19 protein-coding genes are annotated in these 18,955 nt (G+C 62.1%); 11 read left to right on the forward strand and 8 right to left on the reverse strand.

Going from position 1 to position 18,955, the window contains the following annotated elements:
* Window positions 1-171: 171 nt before the first annotated feature.
* The 7 genes from RDN59_RS02140 to RDN59_RS02170 all read left to right on the forward strand — a co-directional run bounded on the left by RDN59_RS02140 (window position 172) and on the right by RDN59_RS02170 (window position 7,852).
* Complete coding sequence (locus RDN59_RS02140) at window positions 172-3,087, forward strand: Na+/H+ antiporter subunit A (protein ID WP_308606373.1); 2,916 nt, start codon at window positions 172-174, stop codon at window positions 3,085-3,087.
* Window positions 3,087-3,587, forward strand: coding sequence for a Na(+)/H(+) antiporter subunit C (locus tag RDN59_RS02145; protein WP_308606374.1), 501 nt, complete (start codon window positions 3,087-3,089; stop codon window positions 3,585-3,587). Before RDN59_RS02140 ends, RDN59_RS02145 begins: the two co-directional genes overlap by 1 nt.
* Entirely contained in the window at window positions 3,580-5,376 is a 1,797-nt protein-coding gene (locus tag RDN59_RS02150) for a Na+/H+ antiporter subunit D (RefSeq protein WP_308606375.1), read from the forward strand. The genes RDN59_RS02145 and RDN59_RS02150 overlap by 8 nt, the downstream gene beginning before the upstream one ends.
* The gene (locus RDN59_RS02155; protein WP_046647180.1) at window positions 5,373-5,891 is read left to right on the forward strand and encodes a Na+/H+ antiporter subunit E; all 519 of its coding nucleotides are present in this window, start codon (window positions 5,373-5,375) and stop codon (window positions 5,889-5,891) included. The genes RDN59_RS02150 and RDN59_RS02155 overlap by 4 nt, the downstream gene beginning before the upstream one ends.
* Complete coding sequence (locus RDN59_RS02160) at window positions 5,891-6,163, forward strand: monovalent cation/H+ antiporter complex subunit F (RefSeq protein ID WP_046647179.1); 273 nt, start codon at window positions 5,891-5,893, stop codon at window positions 6,161-6,163. The genes RDN59_RS02155 and RDN59_RS02160 overlap by 1 nt, the downstream gene beginning before the upstream one ends.
* A complete protein-coding gene (locus RDN59_RS02165) occupies window positions 6,160-6,540 on the forward strand; it encodes a monovalent cation/H(+) antiporter subunit G (RefSeq protein ID WP_308606376.1) in 381 nt (126 codons plus the stop codon). The genes RDN59_RS02160 and RDN59_RS02165 overlap by 4 nt, the downstream gene beginning before the upstream one ends.
* Window positions 6,541-6,628: 88 nt before the next feature.
* On the forward strand, window positions 6,629-7,852 hold the full coding sequence (locus RDN59_RS02170) for a glycosyltransferase 87 family protein (protein WP_308606377.1): 1,224 nt from the start codon (window positions 6,629-6,631) through the stop codon (window positions 7,850-7,852).
* A 159-nt stretch (window positions 7,853-8,011) separates the two neighbouring features.
* Here the strand turns inward: RDN59_RS02170 and RDN59_RS02175 are convergent, their stop codons facing one another.
* Genes RDN59_RS02175 through RDN59_RS02185 form a run of 3 tightly spaced genes read right to left on the reverse strand, consistent with a single transcriptional unit; the run spans window position 8,012 to window position 10,242 of the window.
* The gene (locus tag RDN59_RS02175; protein WP_308606378.1) at window positions 8,012-9,142 is read right to left on the reverse strand and encodes a glutamate--cysteine ligase; all 1,131 of its coding nucleotides are present in this window, start codon (window positions 9,140-9,142) and stop codon (window positions 8,012-8,014) included.
* Window positions 9,143-9,190: 48 nt separating this feature from the next.
* Complete coding sequence (locus RDN59_RS02180; RefSeq protein WP_308606379.1) at window positions 9,191-9,961, reverse strand: LytR C-terminal domain-containing protein; 771 nt, start codon at window positions 9,959-9,961, stop codon at window positions 9,191-9,193.
* Window positions 9,962-9,987: 26 nt separating this feature from the next.
* Window positions 9,988-10,242, reverse strand: coding sequence for a DUF3263 domain-containing protein (locus RDN59_RS02185; protein WP_308606380.1), 255 nt, complete (start codon window positions 10,240-10,242; stop codon window positions 9,988-9,990).
* A 16-nt stretch (window positions 10,243-10,258) separates the two neighbouring features.
* Here RDN59_RS02185 and RDN59_RS02190 point away from each other — a divergent pair, with 16 nt between their 5' ends.
* From RDN59_RS02190 to cls, 4 genes are read left to right on the forward strand one after another with little or no spacing between them, the layout of a single operon-like run.
* Complete coding sequence (locus RDN59_RS02190) at window positions 10,259-10,873, forward strand: peptide deformylase (protein WP_308606381.1); 615 nt, start codon at window positions 10,259-10,261, stop codon at window positions 10,871-10,873.
* Complete coding sequence (locus RDN59_RS02195; RefSeq protein ID WP_308606382.1) at window positions 10,873-11,871, forward strand: GNAT family N-acetyltransferase; 999 nt, start codon at window positions 10,873-10,875, stop codon at window positions 11,869-11,871. Before RDN59_RS02190 ends, RDN59_RS02195 begins: the two co-directional genes overlap by 1 nt.
* A gap of 5 nt (window positions 11,872-11,876) precedes the next feature.
* Window positions 11,877-12,686, forward strand: coding sequence for an exodeoxyribonuclease III (locus RDN59_RS02200; RefSeq protein ID WP_070821367.1), 810 nt, complete (start codon window positions 11,877-11,879; stop codon window positions 12,684-12,686).
* A 6-nt stretch (window positions 12,687-12,692) separates the two neighbouring features.
* Entirely contained in the window at window positions 12,693-14,156 is a 1,464-nt protein-coding gene (gene cls, locus RDN59_RS02205) for a cardiolipin synthase (RefSeq protein ID WP_308606383.1), read from the forward strand.
* A gap of 21 nt (window positions 14,157-14,177) precedes the next feature.
* On the opposite strand, the gene RDN59_RS02210 is transcribed toward cls, so the two are convergent.
* Genes RDN59_RS02210 through RDN59_RS02230 form a run of 5 tightly spaced genes read right to left on the reverse strand, consistent with a single transcriptional unit; the run spans window position 14,178 to window position 18,918 of the window.
* Window positions 14,178-14,642 carry a hypothetical protein gene (locus tag RDN59_RS02210; protein WP_308606384.1) on the reverse strand — a complete coding sequence of 155 codons (465 nt, stop codon included), beginning with the start codon at window positions 14,640-14,642 and terminating at the stop codon, window positions 14,178-14,180.
* Window positions 14,642-15,991 carry an AAA family ATPase gene (locus tag RDN59_RS02215; RefSeq protein ID WP_308606385.1) on the reverse strand — a complete coding sequence of 450 codons (1,350 nt, stop codon included), beginning with the start codon at window positions 15,989-15,991 and terminating at the stop codon, window positions 14,642-14,644. Before RDN59_RS02215 ends, RDN59_RS02210 begins: the two co-directional genes overlap by 1 nt.
* Before the next feature lie 52 nt (window positions 15,992-16,043).
* Window positions 16,044-17,219: a multidrug effflux MFS transporter gene (locus tag RDN59_RS02220; protein ID WP_308606386.1), complete on the reverse strand. Its 1,176-nt coding sequence runs from the start codon at window positions 17,217-17,219 to the stop codon at window positions 16,044-16,046.
* Entirely contained in the window at window positions 17,216-17,980 is a 765-nt protein-coding gene (locus tag RDN59_RS02225) for an ABC transporter permease (RefSeq protein ID WP_308606387.1), read from the reverse strand. Before RDN59_RS02225 ends, RDN59_RS02220 begins: the two co-directional genes overlap by 4 nt.
* Window positions 17,980-18,918, reverse strand: a complete 939-nt coding sequence (locus tag RDN59_RS02230) for an ABC transporter ATP-binding protein (protein WP_308606388.1) — start codon at window positions 18,916-18,918, stop codon at window positions 17,980-17,982. Before RDN59_RS02230 ends, RDN59_RS02225 begins: the two co-directional genes overlap by 1 nt.
* Window positions 18,919-18,955: the final 37 nt, after the last annotated feature.

Here is an 18,955-nt window from a genome sequence, read left to right on the forward strand (position 1 = left end):
CCGGGCCGCTGGCGACGTGGCGGAACGCCAACAGGAGGGGCATATATAACTGTATGAAACGAAAATGTGAAAATAGGGATTTCAGACTGTATCGTGAGCACTAGTAGACGCCCGCCAGTGCGCTGGGTTTAGCACAGTCCCCCGACAAGGAAAGGACGCCACCGCAACCTCGTGCTCACTCTCTTTTGCGCCTTGGTACTAACCACCATCGCCGCTCCATTCCTTATTTTTTACCTCGGCCGCCGCTCCTTCGGTCTCTTGGCAATCGTGCCCGCGGTTGGGTTCTTCTGGGTGCTCCAACGGCTGACCGATGGCACGCTGCGCGACGGCAACCAGCTGGCCTATGACCTCAACTGGATGCCAGCAGCGCACCTCAATGTCAGCTTCCGCATGGATGCGCTTTCCGCGTTATTCAGCCTCATCATCCTAGGCGTAGGCGCCCTGGTCCTGCTCTATTGCTGGGGCTATTTCGACCACTCCCGACGGCGCCTCGCCCTCTTCAGTAGCCAGATGGTGGGCTTTGCCACGGCCATGTATGGCCTGGTGATTTCCGATAATTTCCTGCTGCTCTACGTCTTTTGGGAAATCACCTCCCTGCTGTCTTTCCTCTTGGTGAGCTATTACGGCGAGCGAGCCTCGTCACGTCGCTCAGCGCAGCAGGCACTCATGGTCACCGTCCTGGGCGGTCTCGCCATGCTCGTGGGCATTACCCTCCTCGGCCGGCAGACCGGCGCGTGGTCTTTCAGCAGCATCGCCGCCACCGAGGACCTCGCCAACACGCCCTACCTCACCGTGGCTATCGTGCTGATTCTCTGTGGTGCGCTCTCCAAGTCCGCCATCGCCCCAGCCCACTTCTGGCTGCCCGGCGCCATGGCTGCACCGACCCCGGTCTCGGCCTACCTGCACTCCGCGGCCATGGTGAAGGCCGGCATCTACCTCGTCGCACGCCTTGCCCCTTCGGTGCATGACATCCCCACCTGGCACCTCGTGGTCCTCCCTTTGGGTGCCTTCACCATGCTGCTCGGCGGCTGGATGGCGCTCAAGCAACGTGACCTCAAACTAATCCTGGCCTACGGCACCGTCTCGCAGCTGGGGTTTATCACCACCATCATCGCCATCGGCTCCCGTGAAGCCATGCAGGCGGGACTGGCGCTGACCTTCGCACACTCCCTCTTCAAAGCCGCGCTCTTCATGATCGTCGGCGCGATTGACCACTCGGCGGGCACCAGAGACATCGACAAGCTCGCAGGTCTGGGCAAGAAGAATCCCGCGCTGTATGTCCTGGCCATCCTCCCCGCGATGTCCATGGCCGGTATCCCGCCCCTGCTGGGTTTCGTGTCCAAGGAAGCCACGCTCGAGACCATCATGGGCGAGGAGCTTCTGGTCGGCATGCCGCGCAACATGCTGCTTGTCACCGTCGTCGTCGGTTCCGCGCTGACGATGGCCTACGCGCTGCGCTTTTTGTGGGGCGCGTTCTCCTCCAAGGGCCAGGACGAGCCCTCTGAGGCGGTAGCACACATGCACCACATCGGCCCCTTCCTGTGGATCCCACCGGCGGTGCTGACGCTGCTCACCATCTTCTTCGGACTGCTGCCGCTGCCGCTTTCCCACGGCATCACGCAGCACTTGGACAACACCTTTGAGGCACAGGACGCCTCCGAGCTCGCCCTGTGGCATGGCTGGACCATCCCGCTGCTGCTCTCCGTGATCATTATCGCTGCGGGTTCCCTCCTCCACTGGCAGCGTCAGGCGCTCACCAAGGCCCAATTCACCTACCCAGCATTGGGCTCTGCCGACGATGCTTACGACGCCATCATCAACGCCCTGCGCCAGCTCTCCCTGCGCATTACCGCCTCCACGCAGCGCGGTTCGCTGCAGTTCAACCTCACGGTCATTTTCGCCACGCTCATGGTGCTGCCCATCGTCATGCTCATCAACGGTGATATCACCAACGTGCGCATGATCGTGGCCGAGAACCCCTGGCAGGCCATCGCCGCGGTGATCATCATCATCGCCGCCGTGGCCGCCACGGTGCTGGATAACCGTCTCTCCGGGGTCATCCTGGTGGGTGTGACCGGCTACGCCTTGTCCTTCATCTTTGCGCTGCAGGGCGCGCCGGACCTGGCGCTGACGCAGCTCCTCGTGGAAACCATCATCATGGTGCTCTTCATGCTGGTGCTGCGCCGTATGCCGGCCAATACCGAGTGGAAGCAGGACCCCAAGACCGGCCGCCTGCGCGCCTGGCTGGCGGTAGGCGTAGGCCTTGCCGTCACCGTGGTGGGTATGTTTGCCATCAACGCTCGGCGCGAGGAGCCCATCTCGCAGTACATGCCGGAGCTGGCCAAGGAGATTGGCCACGGCGCCAACACGGTCAACGTCCTGCTCGTGGACCTGCGCGCGTGGGATACCTTCGGCGAGATCACGGTACTCGTCATTGCCGCAACGGGTATTGCGTCGCTGATTTTCCGCACGCAGAGCTTTACCCGCGCCTCCCGCCGCCCGACCTTGCAGGTCACCGGGCGCCGCTGGCTGGCTGCAGGCGTGGAATCGGAGAAGGCGCTCAACCGCTCGCTCATGGTGGACGTGAGCACCCGCATCCTCTTCCCCTCGATGATGGTGCTGTCCCTGTACTTCTTCTTCGGCGGCCACAACGCCCCCGGCGGCGGTTTTGCCGGCGGCCTCGTAGCCGCTCTCGCGCTGATCCTGCGCTACCTGGCTGGCGGCCGCGAGGAGCTCGAAGAGGCGCTGCCTCTCGACGGCGGCCGCACCATGGCGGTAGGCCTGTTGCTCTCCCTCAGCGCCGTCATTACCCCGATGCTCTTGGGCTACCCGCCGCTGACCTCTGGGTACACGAAGGTAGGCATACCGCTCATCGGTGATGTGTCGCTGCCGTCCGCGCTGATTTTCGACGCCGGTGTCTACCTCATCGTCATTGGCCTCACGCTCTACGTGCTGTCCTCCCTGGGCGCAAAGCTCGATGAGGAAGAAGAGATGCGTAAGCAACGCGCCCGCGATCGCGCACGCTCCCTGGCCCGCCGCGCACAAGCAAAAGAAACCGCTGCCACGCCAGAGAAAGGACACGCCTAATGGATGCCAACCTCATGCTCCTGCTCGCTGCGGGCGTGCTCTGCGGCACCGGAGTCTACCTGTTGCTCGACCGCGCGATGACCAAGATGCTGCTCGGTATCTTGCTGCTGGGCAATGGCGCGAACCTCTTCATGCTCATGGCTGGCGGCCAGGCGGGCTCGCCGCCTATCGACGGCCGAACCTCCCTCCCCTACGGCGATCAAATCGCCGATCCGCTGGCCCAGGCGATGATCCTCACGGCCATCGTCATTTCGATGGCACTGACCGGCTTCATCCTCACCTTGGCCTACCGCCAATATCGCTACCGCACCGCGGACGTGATTGAGGACGACACCGAGGACACCGCCATCGCGGCGATTGCCTCGCGCCCGGGCAATGCTTCAGCCGCCCCTGACCACGACGCGTCTAATGACCCGACCACCGGCCGCACCACCAAGGAAGGCGATAAGTTTGGCCCCGAGTTCTTCGAGGCTCCTGTGAAGGAGGCGACCGATGAGTGAGACCATCTCGCCCCTCGTGGAACTGTTGCTGCCGTATATCAGCTACCTGATCCCCCTGCCGATCATCATCCCGGCCTTGGCTGCCGCGCTGGCGATGCTCTTTGCTCGCAATACCAATGCGCAGCGCCGCATCGCTTTCTTCTCCCTGCTCACGCTCGCCACTGTGAATGCCGCTCTGATTTTCATCGCGGATACCACCGGCATTCAAACCCTGCAGGTGGGCGGCTGGGACGCCCCGGTGGGCATCACGCTGGTGGCGGACCGTTTGTCCACGGTCATGCTCTTTACCTCCTCCGTCGTCCTGTTCTCCGTCATGTGGTACGCCATCTCACAGGGCGTGCGCGACGGCACGAAGGACGAGCCGGTGGCGACCTTCCTGCCCACCTACATGCTGCTGACCATGGGCGTGAACGTGTCCTTCCTGGCCGGTGACTTGTTCAACCTCTATGTGGGCTTCGAGATCTTCCTCGTGGCCTCCTACGTTCTGCTGACCCTCGGCGCCTCACCGGCGCGCGTGCGGGCCGGCGTGGGCTACGTCATGGTCTCCATGGCGTCCTCACTCATCTTCGTGCTGGCTTTGGCCTATGTCTACGCCACGGTGGGCACGATGAACATGGCCCAAATTGGAATCCGGATGGAGGATATCCCGGCGGGCACCCGCTCCGCAGTTTTCGCCGTGCTGCTCATTGCCTTTGGTATTAAGGCTGCCATCTTCCCTCTCGATGCTTGGCTACCGGACTCCTACCCCACCGCCCCTTCGCTGGTTACCGCCGTCTTCGCGGGCCTGCTCACCAAGGTTGGTGTCTACGCCATCATCCGCGCGCGCACCTCAATCTTTACCGATGGTGGGCTGGACGGTCTGCTCATGTGGGTCGCACTGGCCACGATGTTAGTGGGCATTTTGGGTGCTATCGCCCAATCGGATATCAAGCGATTGCTGTCCTTCACGCTGGTCAGCCACATCGGCTATATGATCTTCGGCGTTGCCCTCGGAACCGCGCAGGGCTTGTCGGGCGCCATCTTCTACGCGGTTCACCACATTTTGGTGCAGACCGCGCTGTTCCTGGTGGTGGGCCTCATCGAGCGCCAAGCCGGCACCTCCTCGCTGCGACGCTTGGGCTCCCTGATCTACACCGCGCCGCTCATCGCGATTTTGTACTTCATCCCGGCCATGAACCTGGGGGGTATCCCGCCCTTCTCCGGATTCCTGGGCAAGATCATGCTGCTCCAAGCCGGCGCGAATGAGGGTTCCTGGCTGTCCTGGGTCCTCATCGGCGGCGCGGTGATCACCTCCCTGCTGACCCTGTACGTCATGATCCTCGTGTGGGCCAAGGGTTTCCTGCGCGACCGCGGCGATGCACCCGAGGGCAACCTCGCCATGGTTCGCCCTTCTCCACTGGGTGAAGTCACCGAGTACGTCGAGTTGGAGGAGCGCGATGACGTCGGCCGCGTGCCCTTCGGCATGCTGGCGTCTACCTCGCTGCTCGTCATCGCATCGGTATCGATGTCCTTCCTGGCGGGCCCCATTTCCGGTGTCACCACCCGCGCGGCCACCTCGGCGCAGGATGATTCCATCTACCGTTATGCCGTCCTGGGTAATTCCGCCGAGGACCCGACGCGCCACTTAGACCCCGCTGAACGCTACGAGGAGGGCGCGGATTCGCGAAAGAACCGGAGCCAGCCCCTCCCGGATCCGGAACCGGTGGCACCGACCACGAGGACGTCGCCAAGCACTACGGCTACACTCTCCACGACCGTGGACGACGATGAAAAGGAGGTGTCGCGATGAGGTTCTCCGGTATTAAGCACCGCTTCCGGCCGTGGTTCATGGTGTGGATCGTCGTCATGTGGTGCATGCTCATGGGCGAAGTCACCGTAGCGAACCTGGTGGGTGGCCTGCTCGTCAGTCTGTTCATCGTCTTTGCGCTGCCCCTGCCGGCCATGCCCGTGGCGGGGATTTCGGTGAGCTGGGGCAAACTGATCGTCTTCATGGCGCAGTGGTTTGTGGAGCTGATGGAGGCCTCCATCATGGTCGGCTGGCTGGCGGTGCGCCCGCAGCCGGTGCCAAAGACGGCAATTGTGAAGCTGCCGATGCGCGTGGAGAACGAGTTCGTTCTCTCGCTGGCGGTCAGCCTCTACAACCTGCAGCCCGGCGGCACGGTCTCCGATATCGATATTGCCAACCGCATGTTGACCATCCACCTGCTGAACGCCGATTCCGAGGAGGATCTGGAGCGCGAAATCGCGGCCGTACGCAAGCTCGAGGCCGATATGATTGCCATCTTTGAAAGGAGCCACCCCTGATGGATACGGACCTGTATAACATCCTGCTCACCGTGGCCGCCGGCTTCCTCGTGGTGGCATTCCTCATCACCACGTGGCGCATCGTCATCGGCCCCAACTCGCTCGACCGCCTCATCGCTATGGACGGGCTCGTGGCCATGTTCCAATGCGCCCTGGCCACCTATATCTGCTGGACACTGGACACGACGGTCTCCAACGCGATGATCGTCGTGGCGCTCCTCGGCTTCATCTCCACGGTTTCTGTCACCCGCTTTAGGAAGAGGGATTCATGAGTTACGCACTTGTTGCCGATGTCCTCTCCATCATCCTCATCCTCGTCGGCTCCATCCTCATCTTGGCTGCCGCAATTGGCGTGGCGCGCTTTAAGGACACGATGGCGCGCGTGCATGCCATCGCCAAACCACAGACCACAGGGCTCATCTTCACCATCGTGGGCGCGATCATCAAGGTGACGGGTTCGGAGAGCTTCAGCGTGGCTGAGCGCGGCGACTTGGGCATCTTGGTGCTGCTTGTCCTTTTCGCCATGATCACCAGCCCGGTGACCGCACAAAGAACCACGCGTATCGCTCGCCGCGAGGGTCTGTACGGCACGCCGGATTCGATGACACGCAACGAGAGCCCGGCCGCGCGTTCGATGCGCCGAAAGTAAGGACACGGCACCTTTCTGCCGGGAAATGAGGGGACAATAATATAGGCTGCAAAAGGCACTAATAGGTGGTCAGGCGAGGAGAGTCGACGTGAAAAAGCTGCAAGGCGTACCAACGATGTGTGCTGTCCTCGCACTGGGCATCGCAGTGATGGTGTACAAGATCATCCAGTTCGATGGCCACAAGGCCTTCACCTTCATCCTCCCCTTCGACCTCGCCATCTACCGCATGGCCGGCGAAGATCTCAACGCCGGTGGCCTGCTCTACGACGCCCCCTATATCTTTGAATTCCCCTTCACTTACCCACCCTTTGCGGGCCTGCTGTTCAAGGTCTTGCCGTTCTTCAGCAAGGACGCGCTGACCATTATCTGGCCCTCGCTCATGTTCTTGGCTGTGCTGGCCATCATCATCATGATCTTCCGCGAGCGGGGCGTGAAGATGACCCCGGCGGCCGTCCTCATCGCGGTGCTGCTTACCGCGCTGACCCCGGCGAATGAGACGATGCACGGGTCGCTGTACTACGGGCAGGTCAACGTCTTCCTCATGCTGCTCGTGGCCTTTGACTTCCTGCCCATCAAGCGCCGCCTGCCGGGCGTGGGCATCGGCCTGGCAGCCGGAATCAAGCTGACCCCGGCGTACATGGGCCTAGCACTGCTCTTTGAGAAGCGCTGGTGGGCCGCCGCGGGTGCGGTGATCACTTTCCTGGTCACGGTGCTGCTCGGATTCCTCTTCGTGCCTGATGCGATGGTGTTCTGGACCGATGCCATGTTCAACTCCTCGCGTGTGGGCGAGCATGCCAACCCCGGGGCGAAGTCGCTGCGCTCGCTCATGTTCCGCGAGCTCGGCATCGACGGCGGCATCTGGTGGATCTTGGCGGTCATCGTGGTCTTCGCGCTGACCTGCCTGGCGCTGCGCACCGCCTACCTGCGCGGCAACCGCTCGGCTGCCTTCGCGCTGACGGGCCTGAGCACCTGCTTGGTCTCCCCCTTCTCGTGGTACCACCACTTTGTGTGGACCATCCCCTTCATCGTCATGGTCTTCGTCTCGGTTAACCAGGCGGTGAGCTCGCGTGTGTCCGGCAAGGGCGGTGAGCAGCTCGCGGGCCTCGCCTCCGTAGCGGCCTTGTTCGTGCTCTCGCTGCCCTTCATGTCGGTGCCCGTGTGGTTCACCATGTCCTCAGCCAACCTCGACGCAATCCGGTCCTTCCAACCGTGGGCGACCTCGCTGTGGACGCTGTCCTGCCTAGCCTTCATCGTGGTCTACGCCGTGTGGGGCTTCATCGCACCGCGCAAGCGCGCAGCGGAAAAGAGCTAAGGGTCGGTTCGATCAATTAAGGGGGCCAAACCCGGCTGTTTTGGTGCACTATTTGATCGAAACGTCATCTTTGGGCGAGACAGCTTCCCAAAAGTACGAATCGATCAATTAAGCCCCTGAAAACCACCAGTTTTCGGGCCTTAATTGATCGTTCGGCACTTACTCCAGCCGCTCCATCTCATCCGCGGTGGCCTCAACCACCTTCTGCCAGCTGCCGGTCTCCTGGTACAAACGGCGCTGGCGCTCATAGCCCGCCCCGCCGTCGATGATCTCCTGCACCAGCTGCAGCTCCGGAGCGCAGCCCAGCTCTTCCGAGAGCGGGGCTAGCTCCACCAAGAGATCCGCCAGCTCATCCTTGATCCAGCGCTCATCGGTGTCGCGCGAGGTGATGACCAGCGCGTCCATGCCATAGCGCGCGCCGCGCCACTTGTTCTCCGCCACGTGCCACGGCTGCAGCGTGGGCAGCTTTTCGCCCGCATCGATCATGCGATCATAGTGCACCACGAGGCAGTGCGTGAGCGCCACGATGGCGGAGAGCTCGCGGAGGTTGGAGGCGGCGTCGGAAATGCGCACCTCCACCGTGCCCCACTTGGAGGCCGGTCGGACGTCGAAGTGCATCGAGCCCGTGTGGTTGATAACTCCCGAAATGGCCTGGTCCCGCATGTAGGACTGCCACTGCTCCCAGTTCTCAAACTGGTAGGGCATGCCGGCGGTGGGCAGCTGTTGGTAGAGCATCGTGCGGTTGGAGGCATAGCCGGTATCGAGCCCCTCCCACCCCGGCGAGCAGGCGGAAATGGCCAGCAGGTGGGGGTACTTGGTCATCAGCGCATTAATGATGGGCCACACGCGGTCCTCGTGGCTAATGCCGACGTGCACGTGCGTGCCCCACAGCAGCATCTGCTGCCCCCAATATTGGGTGCGGTTGATAATTTCGGAGTAGCTCTCCTTGTTGGAGACGGGGTTGTGCCGGAAGTCGGTAAAAGGGTGCCCACCCGAGGCCCACAGGCGCACGCCCAAGGAATCGGCCGCCTCACGCACTGCGCTGAGCGACGCTCGCAGGTCCCCCATCGCCTCCGGCACCGTCCGGCACACCCCGGTCACCAGCTCCACCGTGTTTTGGAGGAATTCTTTTTCCAGGTGGATGTCGGGATGAGCGGCATGCACGCGGTCAATGAGTTCAGCGCCGCGCGGCACGAGATCCCAGGTCGCTGGATCAACGAGGGCAACTTCCCACTCAACACCCAGCGTGGGCTCGGGCGAGCGGGCGAAGTTCTCTTCCGGAATATTCACCCATTCATCCTATCCGTCGGGCGGATGAATTTAATAAGATTTTATTCCCTAGGCTTGAGGAACCGCGAGGACAACCACGACGGCATCGCCCTTGGTGTAGTCCCCGGTCAGCTCGGCCGGGTACGGGGCAATCGCTTCCGCCGGCACGTTGGCACCGTAGTACTGGGCGGCAACTTCCTTGGCGAGGCTCTCGGCAGCCGCATCGCCCTCCGGGAAGTAGACGGTGGTCTTCGGAGCCACGAGGACGTCGCCGCTGATATTGCCCACCTCGGCGACGTGGAATTGCTGGGACTTCAGGCGCTCGGCCTCATCGGCAGCGAAGTTGGCGCGACCTGAGTTGTTGTACACGTTGACAGGGATCTCCGCCTGGGCACGGTCGGGGCTACCTGCGACAGCGCCCTCCTCAGCGTTGTCGTCCGGGGCAGCGTCACGCTCGGCTTCTGCATCGCCGTCTGCGCCGGCCTCGGCTTCAGCACCGGCAGCATCCGACTCCTCGCGGTTCTTGTCCGCCTCCCCTTCCGCGCCACCGGCGGCAGCACCGTCGCCCTCGGCGCCGCCAGTGGCGGGCCCGGATACGACAGCATCGTTGCCAGCCGGTGCGTTCTGCGCGGTGTCCTCCGACTTATCAGAGGTCATGGCGTAAAGCGCCCACATGCCGAGCATCACGGCAACGGCGATAAGCACCATGGCGACCCCGCGCAGGGGAAGCTTGCTGGCAGGAGCTGCAGCGGCGGCCGGGGCGGCAGCCGAGTCGGAATCGGCGGCGTGGCGCGCGTGGTCAGCGGACGAGGCAGTGTTTTCCGGATTCACATTAGTCACACTGGCAACTTTAGTATCTGGATCGCTCAGTCTGGGGCATTGCTGCGCGCGGCGCGCCGGACGTCGTCGCGGACGTCGCGAAGCCTGCGTAGACGGGTGACCAACAGCGGGTAGGAGGCGTGCGCCGCGGGGTCGTCCAGGAGCACGTTGAGGCGCTGGTGATAGCGCACCGGAGTGATGTCCAGGTGCGTGCGGATGGCCTCCTCCTTGGCGCCGATATCGCGCGGGGCGTGGGACTCGAACTCCAAAATCGCGGCGTCTAGGTCTGACAGGGAATGCATGCTTAGACTGTATGCCATGACTATTCGTCCCATCGTTATCCACGGCGACCCGGTCCTCCACAATCCCACCGAGCCGGTCACCGAAGCCATCGACTCCCCCGAGCTACAGGAGCTCATCGCGGACATGCACGAAACCATGGATGCCGCGCACGGAGTTGGCCTGGCCGCTAACCAGATCGGCGTGAACAAGCGCCTCTTTGTCTACCACTGCCCCGACACCGACGGGCCCAATGGCACCGAGCTTGCCGACGGCGGCATGCGCCGCGGCTGCGTCATCAACCCGGTGCTGGAAACCTCCGAGATTCCGGAAACCATGCCGGCTGACGACGGCTCCGAGGACGAAGGCTGCCTCTCCGTTCCGGGCGAGGGCTTCCCCACCGGCCGCGCCGACTGGGCCCGCGTGACCGGTAAAAACGAAAAGGGCGAGGACATCTCCATCGAAGGCTACGGCTTCTTCGCGCGCATGCTGCAGCACGAAACCGGCCACCTCGACGGCTTCGTCTACACCGACGTGCTCACCGGCCGCTACAAGCGCCAGGCCAAGAAGGCCATTAAGCGTAATGGCTGGACCGAGGCCGGGCTTACCTGGCTGCCGGGCGAGGACGAGGACCCCTTCGGGCACGACGACTAATGTCCCGCATCTTCCGCTCCGATGACGTCTCCGTGGGCGAGCGCGTGGTAGCCCGGCGCGATTTCGGCGGCGTGCACAGCGATGTCATCGGCCACGTGCTCAGCCTGGATCCGCTGCTCATCCGCCCGCAAGAGGTTGGCGGCTACCCGTCTTCGCTCGACGCGGTGGAGATTCCGCCGGAGCAGCTCAAGATTATTAAGCGCCTCTCGCCGCGCACGGTCCGCAACTCCGATATCCGGGCCGTCGAGGTGGCCACCGCGGCCGCCTTCCCCGGCAAGGAGCACACGTGGACCTCGGATGGCCAGTGGCTCATGCGCGCTGGCGACGGCGTGACCGGCCGCTCTAATTCGGCGATCCCGCTCGGCCCTTCCGCAGGTTTCCTCCCGGTGCCGATGGAGGAGATCGAAGCGTTTTATGCCCGCCACGATCTGCCCGTGTGCCTGGCCATTCCGGAGCGCATCGGCGCCTCCGCGGAGAAGCTGCTGGCAGCAGACCCCAAAGCATGGGAGCTCGAACCGGAAATCCTCGTGATGGTGCGCGATTTGGCAGATCTCCCCACCCCGGGGGACGTCAGCTTCCGCATCGACGAACAGCCCGATTCCGAGTGGCTCGACCTCTACCACTTCCGCGGCCAGGCCCTGCCGCCGTTGGCCCTGGAATACCTGCGCAGCCGCATCGACGGGACGATGGGCTTTGGGCGCCTGCTCTCCCCGACGGGTGAGACCATCGCGATTACGCGGGGCACGCTCACCGAATCCGGCGACGGCACCGTGTGGCTGGGCTATTCCGCCGTGGAGGTCGCCGAAGGTTGGCGCCGCAAGGGACTAGGAACCGCGCTCGGCGCGCACATGCTGGCCTGGGGCAAAGCCCAGGGTGCTGAGAAGGCCTACCTGCAGGTCGTGGCAGGTAACACGGCCGGGATTCGGCTCTATGAGAAGCTCGGCTTCCTAGAGCAGCACCGCCACCGTTACGCCCGCCGACTACCTCAAGTACCCTAAACCACATGCGCATCGCTACCTGGAACATCAACTCCGTCCGCACCCGCGCCCAGCGCGCGGTGGACTTGCTGGCCAAACACGACATCGACGTGCTCTGCCTGCAAGAAACCAAGGTGGCGGATGCGAAGTTCCCCCGCGAGCCTTTCGAGGAGGCCGGCTACCACGTCACCTGCCACGGCCTGAACCAGTGGAATGGCGTGGCCATCCTATCCAAGGAAGAACCGGAGGAGGTCCAGACCTTCTTCCCTGCTCAGCCGGGTTTCCACAAGGACCCCGCCAAGGAACAAAAGCGCGAGGCCCGGGCGGTCTCAGCCCGCATTCGCGGGGTTGAGATCTGGTCCCTCTATGTTCCCAATGGCCGTGAGATTACGGACCGGCACTTCGATTACAAGCTGGATTTTCTCTACTCCTTGGCTCGCTATGTGGAAACCCGCGCGCAATCGAAGCTACTGCTCACGGGCGATTTCAACATCGCTCCACGGGATGAGGACGTCTGGGATATCTCTCTTTTCCGCGGCAAGACGCACGTCACTGAGCCCGAGCGTGCGGCTTTCCAAATGCTTCAGGAGGCCGGGCTGCAGGAGGTCACGCGCCGTTTCACCGAAGAGGAGCGCTGGACTTATTTTGATTACAAGTCCCTGCGTTTCCAGAAGAACGAGGGCATGCGCATCGACTTCCAACTGGCCAGCGAGCCACTAGCGCGCCTCGTCCAGGGCGCCCAGGTGGACATGGTGGAGCGCGCCGGTGACAAGACCTCCGACCACGTCCCGCTGATCGCGGATTTCGATGTCCCTGATTTTGCGTCAGTGCGCTAGCCTGCCATGAACGTGAACGTCGATCTCTCCGTTTGGCAGCTCGTACTGCTGATCATTGACTATGGCATCAAGATCATCGCCATTGGCGTGGTCCCCGAAGGCCGCCGCCCCTCCAGCTCTACCGCCTGGCTGCTGGCCATTCTTGTGCTTCCCATCGTAGGGCTGCCGCTGTTCTTGCTCATGGGCTCGCCCTACATCAACCGCCGCCGTCACCGCATCCAGCAAGAAGCCAATGCGCTTCTCAACGACGTCACCGCCTCCACCCCCAACCATCCTTCCGGCCGGCTTTCCTCAGAGGTGGAATCCCTCATCCAGCTCAACCGCAACCTCACCGGGCACCCGGCCCTCATCGGGCACAACAAGGGCCTCCACGCCTCCTATGAGGAGGCCATCTTGGCGATGGCGCGGGCCGTGGACCGGGCCGAGAAATACGTGCTCATTGAGATCTACATCCAGTCTTGGGATGAGGTGACCGATGTTTTCTTCCAGTCCTTGGCGCGCGCCCGCGAGCGCGGCGTGGAGGTCAAACTGCTGCTGGATCAGATCGGCAGCTTGAAGTACAAGGGCTACTTCACGTTGGGCAAGCGACTCACTGACATTGACGTCGACTGGCGGCTGATGCTTCCGCTGCAGCTGCATAAGGGACGTTTCCGCCGCCCAGATCTGCGCAACCACCGCAAGATCGTGGTCATCGATGGCCACACGGGCTTCTTGGGCTCGATGAACATGATCAAGCGCGAGTACAAGACCAAGGACCGCGCATGGATCGACTACATGGTCGAAATGACCGGACCGGTGGTCACCTCGCTCGCCGCGGTGTTCGCGGTGGATTGGTATCTGGAATCAGAGGAGCAGCTGTCCTTGGACATGCAGCCCTATGACGATGCCATGACGGCCGATTCCAACCACTTGCAGCTCGTCCCTTCGGGTCCCGGCTACACCACGGAACCCAACTTGCGCATGTTCAACTCCGTGGTGCACCACGCGAAGGAAAAGCTCATTCTCTGCTCGCCCTACTTCATTCCGGATGAGTCCCTCTTGGAGGCGGTGACCACCGCCTGCTACCGTGACGTCGAAGTGGAGCTCCTAGTGTCCGCGAAGGCGGACCAGTTCATGGTCCACCACGCTCAGTCCTCCTACTACCAGGCGCTCCTGGAGGCCGGCGTACGGATCTTCCAGTTCCCGGAGCCCTTCGTGCTGCATTCCAAGTTCATCCTGGCGGACCCGGGCCTGCCGGAGCGCGAACCGCTGTGCATGTTCGGGTCTTCCAACATGGATATGCGCTCCTTCGGCCTCAACTATGAATCGACCATGCTGGTAGCCAAGGGCGACCTCATCGAGGATTTCACCCAGCTGGCCACCAACTACAAGAAGGTCTGCCACGAACTCACACTCGAGGAGTGGAACGAGCGCGGCCTGCTGCGCCGCTACGTGGACAACGTCATGCGCCTGACCTCGGCGCTGCAGTAGGAGCACGCCCGCCTGCTCGTTTTACCTTGAATACGCGTTCAGCGCCGCATCGTACGTCCACACTTCTGCGGTAATTCCGGTAGCGCGCTTATACAACTCGCGCTCAGTCAGAATACAAAGATCGCCGCCACCAATCTGCTGGGTCATCATATCCACCATTGATTGACCCGCACGGTGTCGTGAGACGAGCTCGGTGATGAACTCCTTGTTCCACTGAAAGTTATGCAGGATCCATGGGGATTGTTGATGGGCGGTCAGCTCGAGCATCTGGGAAAATTTTTCCGCAATACTGCGCCTCACATCGCCCTGCGGAAGCTGCGCGATGTGATTTCCGGTTTCAATTACCGCTGTAATCGGCAGGATGAACTTCGCGTTCTCGCTTTGGCGTTCCGCAAAATCGATCTTGGATTGTTCCTTAGCTTGGCATTTGTGAGGAATCGCAAGCAGGTTATCCAACACAGAGGTATCGATGAAGTAAACGCGCATCAGCCAATCCCAAAAAGTCGATTCATGTTCTCGAAACTAGTCTGCGTTTCAGTGTCATCGACTAATTCACCAGCGGTGACCGCAGCACCCAAACTGTGCTTGGAAATGGATTCCACAAAATCCGGTAACTCCACCAAAGGCGAGAGCTCGCTTTGCCCGGTTCCGCTATCCCGGTAGCACACTGCTACCTGACTATTCTTCTCCCCAGAAATTTGGTCCAAGATGGCAGGACTGTGGGTCGTGACAAGAACCTGCGAGTCATGTTTGCGTGCGGATTCGCTAAGCATCTGCATAACTCTTTGTGCCTGCGAAGGGTGAAGCCCGTTTTCCATTTCTTCGACGACAATTTGAGCTACTGGGTTCTCTACGTCATCACCAAGTTCAAGAGGCTGCTCGATATCCAAATCCTTGGGCGCTGTTTTGAGCGCCGTTGCAATTGCGAGGAACCGGAGGAGGCCATCACTCATTTCACGAGCAGGCGTTCTTTCCTGCTTTCCATCCTCGAAGTGTTCCACGAGGGTTAGCATGACTTCGTCCAACGGGGAGTCAATGAAGTCCAGTGTGGAATCCACTCCAGTCACATAAGCGGCCAGCTGTCCTAACTCTTGGAAAGTCTTGGGGGAATCCTTTTGCAGCTGCCACAGCACCGCCGAGAGGTTCTCACCGCTACGCTTCAGCTGCGTGCTCTTCCTTGGGACGTAATCCCGCATAAGGCTGGGGACTGGATCGAGGTGAAACACTGATCGAAGCGCCATGGACACAATCGACGCCCCTTTCAACACCGAATTCTCCGCACGGTTCTTTCCCGCAAGCACCGCCTTAATCTGTCCCAAAATAAGGCGAGAATCACGCAAAAGTGTGGTGGGGTTTGCCCCACGCTTTCCGCTAAAAATTAACGTGTAGATCCCAGCTCGGTTGTCTGCTGCCGGCTGGGTCTTAAACAACTCTGCATCGCTAGTGCGGGTGCCGCTCTTGACGGAATATCCGGTACCCACGAGGCTTTCTTTGACAACACGCAACTCCGGATACACCTGAACCTCGACGTCATAGCGGTACGTATCTGTCCCAGATTCAACAGTACAGCCCAGTTCAAAGCTCTCGGTACCATGCGGGGCGCAACCACGAGAGCCACCTCGGATTGGGCCGGTTTGGGTCATGCGCCCATCAAGTGCGTCTCCTAGTTCTGCCCCCGATGCCAAGCGGGACAAAACCTCCAGCCCATCCAAAGCATTCGACTTTCCAGAACTGTTTAAGCCAGTCAGAAAGGTGACCGGATGCAGAGTCAATACAGCATCATGGAAAGACTTGAAATTGCTCAGGCGAAGCTCGGCGAGACGTGGGGTAGCCATGCGGCCAATAATACGCATTGACGCTCTATGCGTTGTGCACATCTGTTGAACTTCACGCGGCGCCGCGGGCCAGCCGAGTGGATACCACGAGGCCGCATAGCGAAATGAAGCTGCAGCACACCATTCCGATGGCCATGGTCAGCGCCGCATTAGAACCCCAGCCCATGAGCGGGCTGACGGCGCTGGCAAGCATGGACTGCCCAAAGCCCATGATGGCGGACACGCTGCCCGCCCGCGGGCGCATCAAACCCGTGGCCAACGCCGTGGCGTTGCCCATAATGAAGCCGGTCGGTGCCACGCAAGCAAAAAGCACAATGAGGCAGACCCACACCGGGGCGCCGAGCAGTACCGCCAGCAGGAGGAGCACCCCGCATACGAAGACGCCAGTCACGCCGATACGCAGCATGACGGCCGGGGAGACCGAATCCATCGCGCGCGAGTTCACCAACGTGGCCGCAAAGAGGCCCACGGAGTTGATGCCGAAGACCATCGAATAGCCCAACGGCGAGAATCCCCACTGGTCCTGCACCACAAACGCCGAGGCAGAGATGTAACAAAACATCGAGCAGAAGCCGAAGGCCATGGTTACCAGGTAGCCCCAGACCCGGGCGTTAGTCAGCACCGCCCAGTAATTGCCCGCCACCGTGCGCAGCAACCCGTCGCGGGAGCGCCCACCTGCGGTTTCTGGGACAATGGCGATGGCTAGGACCAACTGCACCGCATGCAGCCCGGCTAGCACCCAGAAAATGCCGCGCCAGCCCAGTGGCTCCGCCAGGATGCCGCCCAGTACTGGGGCTACCGCAGGAGCGATACCTTGAAGCGCCATGAGCAGTGAATAGGCTTTCGCCGCCGCGGCACCATGCACGAGGTCCGGGACCACCGCGCGGGAGAGCACCACGCACGCACCGCCGCCGAGGCCCTGCAGCACGCGGGCCACGACGAGCACCGAGGCGGTCGGGGCCATCGCCGCCAACACGGAAGCCAGCAGAGCGAGAAAGGCGCCGGCGACAAGGAGGCGCTTGCGCCCGATGGCATCAGAGAGCGGGCCCATGACGAGTTGGCCCACGCCCATGCCGACGAAGAAGCCCGAGATGGTCAACTGCACCATGGCCCGGGTGGTGCCCAGTTCGGAGACGATCTCCGGCATCACCGGCAGGTACATATCAGTAGCGAAGGGCGCTGTTGCGGACAACAGCGCCAACGTCGCCAGAAGCGGAAAAGGGATCACGCGTCGCGCTGTTCCAGCACGATAACGCCCAGGATCCACAGCACACCGGCCCACCCGAAGAAGACGAGGGCCTCGAATCCAATCGAACTCCACGGGGCGTTCTCATCCACGTAGTCCAACGCCCAGTTCTGGAAGGCGGTAAAGGGCATGAAGTGGATGACCTTGTCTCCCACCACTGGGAGCAGGCGCACCAAGTTTTCCAGGCCCATGTACAAGATGAGGGAAATCGCCACCGTGCCGGCGGTCTGCCGTAGCAGCAGACCCAGCCCCTGCACGAAGAGCACCGCGCCAAAGGCCGCGATGGGGAAGGCCCACAGCATGTGTTTGCCGTCGTCGCTAGAGAAAGGCTGGAAGGCCTCCGCCGCGGATTCGTTGGCCGTGAGATCCGCCAACACGAAGATGTACACCAACCCTAAGAAGGCAATGACAGCCGCAATCACGCCATACACCACAAGCTTGGCGCAGGCTACGCTCCAGCGATTCGGGTTGGCCAAGAACGTGAGAGATTGCGTCTTGTAGCGGTACTCCGTGGTCACCATCATCGCGCCCTGGATCATCATGATCGGCACACCCATGAGCAGGAGGATGGAGGCCAAGCTCCGCGGCTGCAGCGGGCTAATACCCAGCACCGCTTCCTCCGCGTTGAGCGAGTTCAGCAGCGTCCAGCCGGTCACGATGAGGAAGATGAGCGCGGTGGTCCACCAGAAGGACTTCGTCGTGCGCAGCTTCGTCCACTCCGCGTGAACAGTGTTGAAAAACATTAGAACTGGGCCCCTTTCTGCGGTGCCTCCGCTTGGTACTGCACCGCGCGATCCGTCATGGCCACATAAGCCTCCTCCAGTGAGGCGCGGTGGAGGGTCAATTCCGTCAACGGCACGCCCGTGGAATAGGCCAGCTTGCCCACGTAGTCCGTGGTCTGGTGGGGGATCACCAGCGTCGGGCGCTGCTCTTCATCGACCGACTCGCGGAAGGTCACTCCAGCCTCCTTGAGCGCCGAGCCGAACTCGCGCAGGTGCTCCGAGCGCACAACAACCGAAGCGCTGGAGTTTTCTTTCACGAAGTCATAGGTGCGCTGATTGGCCAAGAGCCTGCCGCGGCCAATGACCACCAGGTGGTCCGCGGTCTGCGCCATCTCCGCCAGCAGGTGGGAGGAGATGAGCACCGTGCGTCCTTCTGCCGCCAGCGCGCGCACGAGCGAGCGCACCCAGCGAATACCTTCCGGATCCAAGCCGTTGACCGGCTCGTCCAGGATCAGCACGCCCGGATCCCCCAGCAGGGCGGCGGCCAGGCCGAGGCGCTGGCCCATACCGAGGGAGAAGCCGCCGGCCTTCTTGCCGGCAACGTCGGCCAACCCTACGAGCCCCAGCACCTCATCGACGCGGGAGGTAGGGATACCGTTGGCCTGCGCCATCCACAGCAGGTGGTTGGCAGCGGTGCGGTTGGCGTGGACCGCTTTGGCGTCGAGAAGCGCGCCCACCTCTCGCAGCGGGTTCTTCAGCTCACGGTAGGGCTTGCCATGCACCAAAGCGGTGCCAGCGGTGGGCTTGTCCAAGCCCAGGATCATGCGCATCGTCGTTGATTTTCCAGCGCCGTTGGGCCCCAGAAAGCCGGTCACTTGGCCCGGCTCCACCTGGAAGGTGAGGTCATCGACGGCGCGGACAGACTTGTACTGTTTGGTCAGTCCGGCTACTTCAATCATGTCCTACAGCGTGCCACAGGTTCCTGCCGCGCGCCTG

The sequence above is a fragment of the uncultured Corynebacterium sp. genome (assembly GCF_902489365.1).
Classification (GTDB): Bacteria; Actinomycetota; Actinomycetes; order Mycobacteriales; family Mycobacteriaceae; genus Corynebacterium.

Bases quoted from the DNA above. Each gene is read 5' to 3' on its own strand.
- RDN59_RS02145 (WP_308606374.1), top strand. From the start codon at position 3,087: ATGGATGCCAACCTCATGCTCCTGCTCGCTGCGGGCGTGCTCTGCGGC.
- RDN59_RS02150 (WP_308606375.1), top strand. From the start codon at position 3,580: ATGAGTGAGACCATCTCGCCCCTCGTGGAACTGTTGCTGCCGTATATC.
- RDN59_RS02155 (WP_046647180.1), top strand. From the start codon at position 5,373: ATGAGGTTCTCCGGTATTAAGCACCGCTTCCGGCCGTGGTTCATGGTG.
- RDN59_RS02160 (WP_046647179.1), top strand. From the start codon at position 5,891: ATGGATACGGACCTGTATAACATCCTGCTCACCGTGGCCGCCGGCTTC.
- RDN59_RS02165 (WP_308606376.1), top strand. From the start codon at position 6,160: ATGAGTTACGCACTTGTTGCCGATGTCCTCTCCATCATCCTCATCCTC.
- RDN59_RS02185 (WP_308606380.1), bottom strand. From the start codon at position 10,242: ATGCATTCCCTGTCAGACCTAGACGCCGCGATTTTGGAGTTCGAGTCC.
- RDN59_RS02190 (WP_308606381.1), top strand. From the start codon at position 10,259: ATGACTATTCGTCCCATCGTTATCCACGGCGACCCGGTCCTCCACAAT.
- RDN59_RS02195 (WP_308606382.1), top strand. From the start codon at position 10,873: ATGTCCCGCATCTTCCGCTCCGATGACGTCTCCGTGGGCGAGCGCGTG.
- RDN59_RS02200 (WP_070821367.1), top strand. From the start codon at position 11,877: ATGCGCATCGCTACCTGGAACATCAACTCCGTCCGCACCCGCGCCCAG.
- cls (WP_308606383.1), top strand. From the start codon at position 12,693: ATGAACGTGAACGTCGATCTCTCCGTTTGGCAGCTCGTACTGCTGATC.
- RDN59_RS02210 (WP_308606384.1), bottom strand. From the start codon at position 14,642: ATGCGCGTTTACTTCATCGATACCTCTGTGTTGGATAACCTGCTTGCG.
- RDN59_RS02215 (WP_308606385.1), bottom strand. From the start codon at position 15,991: ATGGCTACCCCACGTCTCGCCGAGCTTCGCCTGAGCAATTTCAAGTCT.
- RDN59_RS02225 (WP_308606387.1), bottom strand. From the start codon at position 17,980: ATGTTTTTCAACACTGTTCACGCGGAGTGGACGAAGCTGCGCACGACG.
- RDN59_RS02230 (WP_308606388.1), bottom strand. From the start codon at position 18,918: ATGATTGAAGTAGCCGGACTGACCAAACAGTACAAGTCTGTCCGCGCC.